This is a genomic window from Shimia sp. R10_1, assembly GCF_017744095.1.
Taxonomy (GTDB): Bacteria; Pseudomonadota; Alphaproteobacteria; order Rhodobacterales; family Rhodobacteraceae; genus Shimia.
Map to the genome: position 1 here is coordinate 1 of NZ_JAGHQX010000036.1, position 1,046 is coordinate 1,046.

Annotated in this window: 2 protein-coding genes; both read right to left on the reverse strand. The window is 51.5% G+C overall.

Translation table 11 applies throughout. The features are described 5' to 3' along the window. The coding region (locus J7413_RS20625) for a tyrosine-type recombinase/integrase (protein ID WP_348538789.1) at positions 1–290 on the reverse strand (290 nt) is incomplete at its 3' end. Next, positions 291–887 (reverse strand): integrase arm-type DNA-binding domain-containing protein, encoded by a 597-nt coding sequence (locus J7413_RS20410; protein WP_247743662.1) that lies wholly within the window; start codon positions 885–887, stop codon positions 291–293. Positions 888–1,046: the final 159 nt, after the last annotated feature.

The window sequence follows — 1,046 nt, forward strand, 5'->3', positions numbered from 1 at the left end:
TATTCAGACTGCATGTCTCGCAGCGGCCGAATAATGGCAAGCATCTCATCAGTGAGCGGAACACGGTGTTCTTCGCTGGTTTTCATCCGCGCAGCCGGACAGATCCAAAGGCGCTCCTGGAAGTCCAGTTCCGCCCAGCGCAAACCCAAAACCTCGCCGGTTCTTGATCCAGTGAGACATGTAAACATCAGAGCCTTGGCGGACATCGCATTTTTGGTTTTCAAATCCGCATAGAACGCCGGAACGTCTTGCCAGCGCATCGCCATGTGGTGCTTGGGTTTTGCCTTCACCTAGGGCAACACCTGAGCATCTTTGATCGCCGTGACTGGATTTTCGCCGGACCGGAATCCTTTTGATTTTGCGACATCCAGCACAATCTTAATCCGTTGTGACAAACGCCGCGCCGTCTCGTGCTTTTCGGTCCAAATTGGTGAAAGGCACATCATCACCTCAGGCTGATCAATGCTGTCGACAGGCATGCGCCCAATCTTGGGAAAGGCATAGTCTCGAAGAGTATTTATCCACTGAGCCCCATGTTTGGCGTTTTTCCATGTTGGCATGCGGTCAATATGAACCTGCTGTGCCACCTCTTCAAAAGTCGGGACCTCTTGGCGGGCATTGAAACGCGGATTTAAGCCTTGTTTCGCCATCAGCCGATACTCGAGTGCACGCTCACGCGCCTGATTGAGCGTCACAATGTCCGCGCCACCCAATCCAAAGTCCGTCCTCAACGGCGCACCATTTTTGTTCTTCTGCCCTTTGACCACCACTCGCACAATCCAGCGGCGCGCGCCGGATGGATCAACGACCAGATACAAGCCATCGCCATGTCGCCCAGCGCCGAGATTCTCGAAGAGTTTCTTTGTCAGTTTCCCAGAAAGCGCCATCTCTAAAAAACCACATTTCATACCACTCAATGAAACGATACGAGCGACATCGAAAGAAATCCAACAAAAACGTCAAAGCCACTTAAAGCCATGAATTAAATTGAAAAAGGCCGCTCAAAGCAGCCCATTCAAATCAAACAACAATGAAAGGTGGCGGAG

Excerpts from the sequence above, each read along its gene's own strand:
- J7413_RS20410 (WP_247743662.1), bottom strand. The coding sequence starts at position 887 with ATGGCGCTTTCTGGGAAACTGACAAAGAAACTCTTCGAGAATCTCGGC.